Source organism: Acinetobacter sp. YH12096 (assembly GCF_013419215.1).
Classification (GTDB): Bacteria; Pseudomonadota; Gammaproteobacteria; order Pseudomonadales; family Moraxellaceae; genus Acinetobacter; species Acinetobacter amyesii.
On sequence record NZ_VPAM01000059.1, the window covers coordinates 1 to 8,358 of the forward strand.

Below are 8,358 nucleotides of genomic sequence, written 5' to 3' on the forward strand. Positions count from 1 at the left end.
AATGGGAGTGCATGAGCTGTGGTACAGCTCATGATCGAGATATAAACTCAGCTCTAAACATTCTTGCGCTTGGGCATAAGCGTCTAGCTGTAGGAATCATCCTCTTTTAAGGGGGTGAGGATGTCAATGAGATGAATTTTCAGTCTATAATATGGGGCTCTTATTAAAGCTTGGCTCTAGTCGAGATTTACTCTCTCTTACTTTAATCTCTGGAAACATTGCAATGAATGCGGCCGCTTCACAAGACACTCCTCTCGTTGGAATTATCATGGGTTCTCAATCGGATTGGGCAACGCTAGAAAACACTGCCAATATGCTCAAACAGCTTGGCGTCCCATTTGAAGCGGAAGTTGTATCTGCACACCGAACTCCAGATCGATTATTCGAATATGCTGAAACCGCACGTGATCGTGGTATTCAAGTGATTATTGCCGGTGCTGGCGGTGCAGCACATTTGCCTGGCATGTGCGCAGCGAAGACTGACCTACCTGTACTTGGCGTACCTGTGAAATCATCAATTTTAAACGGCGTGGATTCATTACTGTCTATCGTGCAAATGCCCGCAGGTATTGCCGTTGGTACTTTGGCGATTGGCCCAGCGGGTGCAACCAATGCAGCGATCATGGCGGCACAAATTTTAGGTTTAACACGTCCTGAAATCGCAAAGAATGTTGCAGATTTCCGCGCTGCGCAAACCGATAAAGTGGCGAGTAAAAATATTCCGGGTCAAGCTTAATTAAGGGGCATTTCTCATGGATAAAACCATTGGTATTTTTGGTGGTGGCCAGCTTGGTCGCATGATGGCGCAAGCGGCATTGCCTTTAAACATTCAATGCACCTTCTTTGAAGCGAGTACCGACTGTCCTTCTGCAGCCCTAGGTCCAGTGATTTCGACCCAAGCTGAAAATGGCTTGCAAGATTTCATTCAGAGCGCAGATGTTTTCAGCTTAGAGTTTGAAAATACTCCGTTAGCAGATGTTGATGTATTGACCAAAAACAAAGCATTGCACCCACCGCGCCAAGCTTTAGCGATTGCACAGCATCGTTTGTCTGAAAAAGCCTTGTTTGATGAGTTGGCTATTCCAGTTGCACCCTATAAGGCCGTGACGTCTTTAGAGAGTTTAGAAGCCGCTGTTGCTGAACTGGGTTTACCCATCGTACTGAAAACATCGCGTGGCGGTTATGACGGTAAAGGTCAATTTGTGCTACGTAGCGCTGATCAAATGGATCAAGCATGGGCTGAACTGGGCCCTGCTGGTGAATTGATTGCGGAAAGCTTTGTAACCTTCTCACGTGAAGTCTCAATCATTGCGGTGCGTGGTCAAGACGGTGATGTGAAAACATGGCCATTGGCGGAAAACCACCACCACAACGGCATTTTGTCGCATTCTATTGTGCCTGCGCCAAACAGCGCAGACTTACAACCAGTTGCGCAAGACTACATTACTCGCCTGCTCAATCATTTGAATTATGTCGGTGTTTTGACGCTAGAACTGTTTGTGACCGATAAAGGCTTATATGCCAATGAAATGGCGCCACGTGTGCATAACTCGGGGCATTGGTCGATTGAAGGTGCAGTGTGTTCACAGTTTGAAAACCACATTCGTGCTGTAGCAGGTTTGCCTTTGGGTTCGACTGAAGTTGTTCGTCCAACGGTCATGGTAAACATCATTGGCCAACATCCGAAATCTGAAGATGTATTGGCACTGAATGGCGCGCATTTGCATCTGTATAACAAAACAGAGCGTGAAGGCCGCAAAATCGGTCACATCACTTTAATGCCGAATGATACTGCTGAATTAACAGCTTTATGTCGTGCTTTGGCGAAAATTTTGCCGAATCCACTGGCACTTAGCGAAGATATGACCATTTAAACCTGAGTTTGAATGATAAAAAAGCGGTCATGCACATGGCCGCTTTTTTTATCGCTGTAGTTCGGGCATCATTGCGCCTCTTTGCAAAATCACACCGCTTATCGGTGAAACGACAAGAAACTATTGATCATAAAGTGTTCGTTCGTTTATAAATATTCTGCGCGAATCTTCGTATGGTTTTTTCCGTATCAATGGCCTGCGATGTGTGTGAATCAAAATCAAAAATAACCAAAGCGTTTTGAATTTAAATTGTGTTTTTGAATTCAAACTATGAATTTGAATTCAAAAAATCTTATACGAAAAAAATGAATTCAAAGTTTATGAATTCAAATTTGAAAAAATGAATTCATTTCGTTGTGTTTAAGTTTAAAAAATTTGAATTTAAAAGTTGATCAGACTTATTGGATCTATAAAGAGAGTCTTTTGAGAACTATAATATTTTGATTATCAACAATAAAAAATGAATTGTCACGCCATTTTGAATTTGTGGATAACTTTTTCTACATGCAGTTTATTTTTAAATTTAAAAGTTTTGAATTTAAATTTAAACCGCTGTTTGGTTTGTAATGAATTTAAAACAAGGTTGTGGGTAACTGCTTTTGAATTCAAATTTAAAAAATGAATTTAAATAAGTAGAAATTATGAATTTAAATTTACGTTTTGAACCTTTAACTTTTGCTTTGAGCTGCTATTGTTAAAGCAACAATTTAAATTCAAAAAAAGATCAAGGGTATGAAGCATTACTTAGGATTTGTTTTCGGGACTGCTTTTTTGGCAATAACTCAGGCAAATGCCGAGTTGATTATTAATGGTCAGTCTGTCAATGCGTCGAGCATGCCTGCAACAAGCAGCATTTCACCACAAAATAACTTTCAAGGCTGTTTAGCCAATTTGCGCTCACAAGCGATTAATGCTGGTGTGAATACATCCACTTATGATCGTTATACACAAAATTTAACACCTGATTATTCTGTGATTGAAAAGCTCAACTATCAGCCTGAGTTTTCCACACCGATCTGGGATTATTTATCTGGTTTAGTTGATGAAGAGCGGGTGCAACTGGGTCAGCAAAAATTAGCGCAGCACCGAGAAGTCTTAAACCGTGTGGCAGCAGCCTATGGTGTGCCTGCGGAAACTGTGGTCGCGGTTTGGGGTGTGGAGAGTAATTTTGGTGATATTGCGGGTAGCTATCCGTTATTACAGTCATTGGGCACTTTAAGTTGTGAAGGGCGCCGCCAAAGCTATTTCCGTGGCGAGTTTTTTGCAGCCATGCGGATTTTGCAGCGTGGTGATTTAAATGAATCACAATTGAAAGGTTCGTGGGCAGGTGCATTTGGTCATACCCAATTTATGCCGAGCACTTATGAAGAACTGGCCGTCGATTTTGATGGTGATGGCCGCCGTGATTTGGTATCGAGCACCACGGATGCTTTGGCATCTACAGCCAACTTCCTGAAAAAGCGTGGTTGGCAAACTGGTCAGCCGTGGGGCTTTGAAGTAAAAATTCCCGAAGGAATGTCGATCAGTGGTGAAAGTCGCCGTAATAAAAAGTCATTAGATAGCTGGATGAATCGTGGTTTGCAGCGTGCCGATGGCACGCCGTTAATTCAAGGTAACCTTTCTGGATCGAGCCAAGCTGGATTAATGGCACCGGCTGGGCCAAGTGGGCCTGTATTCTTGGTGTTTAAAAATTTCGATGCAATCTATAGCTACAATGCGGCAGAAAGTTATGCATTAGCGATTGCGCATTTATCCGATCGCTTGCAAGGCAAGGGCGGCTTTAGAACGACATGGCCAACCGATGATCCTGGCACTTCACGTGCGGAACGACGTGAGATTCAACAATTTTTACTTAACCGTGGCTATGACATTGGTAAAGTGGATGGATTAATTGGAGATAAAACCCGTCAAGCCATTCGACAAGAGCAAAATCGACTGGGTTTAAGTCCAACAGGTCGGGCGGGACAGCAGATTTTACGGGCATTTCGTAATGAAAATGCGAAAAATATGATGCGTTAATTCATCAATAATAAAAAGGTCTGCAATTGCAGACCTTTTTTATATGTTTTTGACTCTTAAACCGCAGTGATTGTACCTAAGATACGATAGCCAGCAGCACCCGTCACACTTGGTAAATTTGCACTAAGCTGATTGACAAAGCGCATCGCCAACCAAGCAAAGGCCGTCGCTTCCACCCATGTTGGGCTTAAGCCTAAATCTGCGGTACTTTGCACCGTCCATTCATGTTTACGTAAACGCCAGCGCAGTTGCTCTAATAGGTGCGAATTGTATGCACCACCACCGCATACATAGACTTCACCAGTATCCATATCAGAACGGTAAATGGCTTTTTTAATGGCACGTGTGGTGAGTTTCATTAAGGTTGCTTGAATGTTTTCTGGCGTATCTTCGAGTTCGTCATATTCGAGATCTCCACGCCAATCGAGAATCTGTTCATCTAACCATTCTAGATTGAAGTCTTCACGACCTGTGCTTTTTGGTGGTTCCTTAGAGAAAAACTCGTGCGCTTGTAAGCGGTCGAGCAGACTGCGAATAGGTTGACCATAAGCTGCCCAGTTGCCATTTTCATCATAGGGCTGACCAGTATAACGTTCGCACCAAGCATCCATTAAAATGTTGGCAGGGCCTGTATCAAAGCCATAGACATCTTCAGGTTTGCCTGCAGGTAACATGCTGACATTGGCGATGCCGCCCAAGTTTAAAATCACACGGTGAATAGTATCATGTTGGAAAAGCGCTTGATGAAACGCAGGAACTAAAGGTGCGCCTTGACCGCCTGCAGCCATATCACGGCGGCGGAAGTCTGAAATCACAGGGATTTTAGTGAGTTCGGTGATAATGTTTGGGTCGCCAATTTGTAGGGTAAAACCATGTTCAGGGCGATGACGGATGGTTTGTCCATGCGAACCAATCGCCTTGATTTGACTACGATCTAGCTGATTTTTCTCGATCAATTCATTGATGCCATGACCGATCATTTGAGCTAATGCAACGTCTGCCTTACCCATGCGATCAATTTCGTTATCATCAGGCAAAGTAAGTGCCATCAGTTCATCACGAAGGTCTGGGTCGAAGGGAAGTGTGAGCGTTGCATGAATCTCTAAAGGATCAAAAGAAGCAGCAACAATATCGACACCATCCATGCTTGTGCCGGTCATTACCCCAATGTAGATCGCTGTCATGATGATTCTTAAGCCTGCAATGTGCTGAAAAAGTGTTAGTATATCGCACAAATTGTATAACTGATCTATTTGGATTTTGTGATGTCAAATTTCCTGCCGGCTGAAGAACAACTTGCCCTCATCCAACGAGGCACACATGAGATTATTTCTGAAGAAGATCTTCTTAAGAAATTAAAGCAGAATCGCCCATTAAAAATTAAAGCGGGTTTTGACCCGACTGCACCTGATTTACATTTAGGTCATACGGTTCTGATTAATAAATTAAAAGTTTTCCAAGATTTAGGTCATGAAGTTTACTTCCTGATTGGTGACTATACAGCCATGATCGGTGACCCAACGGGTAAGAGCGCTACGCGTCCGCCGTTGTCTCGTGAAAAAGTTTTAGAAAATGCTAAAACTTATCAAGAACAAGTATTTAAGATTCTTGATCCAGCGAAAACTAAAGTTGTGTTTAACTCAGAGTGGTTTGGTCAAAAAACTGCTGCTGACTTGATTCAGTTAGCTTCACAGCAAACTGTGGCACGTATGTTGGAACGTGATGACTTCACTAAACGTTATAACAGCCATCAACCGATTGCGATTCACGAATTTTTATATCCATTGGTACAAGGTTATGACTCAGTTGCACTAGAAGCGGATGTAGAGTTAGGTGGTACAGACCAAACCTTTAACTTGCTGATGGGTCGTACATTACAAAGCCGTTATGACCAAGAATCTCAAGTGTGCATTACTGTGCCAATTCTTGAAGGTTTAGACGGCGTAAATAAAATGTCTAAATCTTTGGGTAACTATATTGCTGTATTTGATGCACCGGGTGCGATGTACCAAAAAGTGCTTTCAATGCCAGATGATTTGATCGAACGTTACTTTGACTTGTTGAGCTTTAAATCGATTGAAGAAATTCAACAGTTACTTAAAGAAGTGGCTGAAGGTCGTAATCCACAAGAAGTGAAGAAAATTCTTGCACTTGAATTGGTTGAGCGTTTCCATGGCGCAGAAGCTGCGGCAAATGCGCACAAAGGTGCAGGCAACTTGATTACTGAAGGTGAACTTCCAGAAGGTACACCAGAAGTGACTATTTCTCGTGGCGCATTTGGTGGTGAGATTTTCATTACTTCTATTTTGCGTGAAGCGGGTTTGACTAAAAATGCAGCTCAAGCAAAAGATGCAATTGGTCGTGGTGCAGTGAAAGTGGATTGGGAAGTGGTTGATGCAGGTTATGCTGTGTCAGAAAACAAAACTTTGATTATCCAAGCGAGCAAAAAAGCGATCGCAAAAGTAACTTTTACCGACTAATAAATTCTTGAATTTTTAGTTAAGTTATTGAATTAAAAGCAGGCTTCGGCCTGCTTTTTTTTACCAATTAATATATTAATAATATAAATAAGCAAATTCAAAAAAAACCTTATAAAAACAACACTTAAATTTTGCCAAATGTGTTGCATTTCTTGGATTTTATGTATAAGATTTATTCATCTAGAGAGATATATACCATCTAGAGGGTACATAACGATAACTCCACTTTTTATAAGTCTCTTCCCCAAGGGACTCTTTTTTTTAGTGAGTTAACAAATAACTATAATAACTACACGATGGATCGACTAAAGATTCAATTCTAAGGGAAAGATTTTGGGAGAGATCTTTCCCTTTTTTATTTGTAAAATTGAGTTATTCCTTTCAAAAATCACATTTATTTCTGTATTAAAGACTTTAATCGCTCCAGAAAAAAGCCCGATTCAATCGAGCTTTAAAATGTCTTTACTCAGATAGATGTTCATTGAGTTTTATTTTAGGGCTTAGGGCCAAATTGAATGAAGCTTAATTTAGGTAAGATCAGCTTAACTAATGTTCCCACTAAAAGTGCGGTAATAATGGTGCCTTCACGGACTCCGATGACTTGATGTAAGACCAGCCAACTGCTGATAACCGCAATACTGACCAAGAGGATGTCGCCATAGGTTTTACAGTTGCCAAAATCAAGGCGATAACGAACAGCAATGGCTTGATAGAGACCTTCTGCGGCCAAGAGGACTAGACTGGCTTTGACCACTAAGCTCACACCTAAAGCAGTAATCAGGCAACTTGCCAAGCAAGCTAGGAGTTGAAGTGGGTAACTTTCTATGCTCCAGCCTTGGGTCAGCCACATTAAACCGTCAATAAATGCACCAAATAAGATTCCCACAGGTAATTGCAACCACTGTATCCACTGAAAGCGTGATTTTAAGATCAGCATTTGCAACAGTATCATGACGATGTGCATTAATACCGTTAATGTGCCGACGGTGAGTGGAAAGATATAGCTAAAGCTGTAGGGCACCGAGGAAATAGGGGATGTCCCTAAATTTGAATGTATAGAGAGTACGACACCAAAAGCCAATAATCCTAATCCGCTTAATAGTAAGAATAAGCGTGGAAAAAACTGTGTTGGCATCCTGCACCTAAAAAATAAAAAGAGTGTACGTAAAACGCAGCCTGCGCTCTATGCGTCTAAAGCCCAAAAATAGTGGCTTTTTATGACTGTGATCGTTAATAGTGATTATTCAAATAAAATAGGCTGTATTTTTATCAGCAAAAATGACTAAGCATGTAATTAAAATGATTTTTGCAAAAACAGGCCTTATGGAACAATGGTCAAAAATCAAAAAAGAGCAACAACATGGCGTATTACAATACCGATAATCATGATGAACAGATTGATCGAATCTTGAGATATTTATTTGATCACCAAACCACACAGTATAAGCGAGCATTATTTTGTGAGGCGCAGCAACAATTACATGATTTGGATATCGCAGCACAGTACCAACTATTTGCATTGGTACGAGAACAACTCCCTCGACGTGCCAAGCTGCTATTTTCTGCCGAGGATTTCCGTGGAAAGCAACAAGTCATCTTGGAAGTCATGCAACATTTAGCATTTGAACGTTAAAAAATGCTTGGAAATATAAAAATGCACGCAAAAAAATGTCTATAAAGCTTGAATCGGTGTGATGACAGAAAAAAATGATGTGCTTTGAGGAAGAAAAGTAGACTAATGATCAATAAATAATCAAAGCTACTTTTATTAGATTTAAAAGCGCTGAAAAAGATTTGCTAGATATAAGAAATTTACTTAATTAAATATCGACTATTTGCTAAAAATTTATAAAAAATGCCTCTGTACACGACAAATTTCATAGGATCCTTGTCCTATCAGGCTTTTTCTTTCTTAAAATTGCTAGCACTTTCTTAAATTCTTCTTTTTTTCCAAAACCAATCAAACGTAGAATAGCCATTTGAAC

General features: G+C 40.9%; 8 protein-coding genes. 6 read left to right on the plus strand and 2 right to left on the minus strand.

Annotated features, from left to right (window positions below):
* The 4 genes from FTU36_RS16015 to FTU36_RS16030 all read left to right on the plus strand — a co-directional run.
* On the plus strand, positions 1 to 110 hold a 110-nt coding region (locus FTU36_RS16015; RefSeq protein ID WP_180118533.1), incomplete at its 5' end, for a zinc ribbon domain-containing protein.
* 113 nt (positions 111 to 223) lie between these two features.
* A complete protein-coding gene (gene purE / locus FTU36_RS16020; protein WP_078189531.1) occupies positions 224 to 736 on the plus strand; it encodes a 5-(carboxyamino)imidazole ribonucleotide mutase in 513 nt (170 codons plus the stop codon).
* 16 nt (positions 737 to 752) lie between these two features.
* Positions 753 to 1,874 carry a 5-(carboxyamino)imidazole ribonucleotide synthase gene (locus tag FTU36_RS16025; RefSeq protein ID WP_180118535.1) on the plus strand — a complete coding sequence of 374 codons (1,122 nt, stop codon included), beginning with the start codon at positions 753 to 755 and terminating at the stop codon, positions 1,872 to 1,874.
* Positions 1,875 to 2,606: 732 nt separating this feature from the next.
* Complete coding sequence (locus FTU36_RS16030) at positions 2,607 to 3,893, plus strand: lytic murein transglycosylase (RefSeq protein WP_180118537.1); 1,287 nt, start codon at positions 2,607 to 2,609, stop codon at positions 3,891 to 3,893.
* A gap of 56 nt (positions 3,894 to 3,949) precedes the next feature.
* On the opposite strand, the gene FTU36_RS16035 is transcribed toward FTU36_RS16030, so the two are convergent.
* Positions 3,950 to 5,077, minus strand: coding sequence for an anhydro-N-acetylmuramic acid kinase (locus tag FTU36_RS16035; RefSeq protein ID WP_078189534.1), 1,128 nt, complete (start codon positions 5,075 to 5,077; stop codon positions 3,950 to 3,952).
* A 63-nt stretch (positions 5,078 to 5,140) separates the two neighbouring features.
* On the opposite strand from FTU36_RS16035, the gene tyrS reads away from it, so the two are divergent.
* A complete protein-coding gene (tyrS, locus tag FTU36_RS16040) occupies positions 5,141 to 6,373 on the plus strand; it encodes a tyrosine--tRNA ligase (RefSeq protein WP_171262600.1) in 1,233 nt (410 codons plus the stop codon).
* 493 nt (positions 6,374 to 6,866) lie between these two features.
* Here tyrS and FTU36_RS16045 read toward each other — a convergent pair whose 3' ends face one another.
* Entirely contained in the window at positions 6,867 to 7,508 is a 642-nt protein-coding gene (locus FTU36_RS16045) for a YitT family protein (RefSeq protein WP_180118539.1), read from the minus strand.
* Positions 7,509 to 7,733: 225 nt separating this feature from the next.
* On the opposite strand from FTU36_RS16045, the gene FTU36_RS16050 reads away from it, so the two are divergent.
* The gene (locus FTU36_RS16050; RefSeq protein WP_111886092.1) at positions 7,734 to 8,006 is read left to right on the plus strand and encodes a hypothetical protein; all 273 of its coding nucleotides are present in this window, start codon (positions 7,734 to 7,736) and stop codon (positions 8,004 to 8,006) included.
* The last annotated feature ends 352 nt before the right edge of the window (positions 8,007 to 8,358 follow it).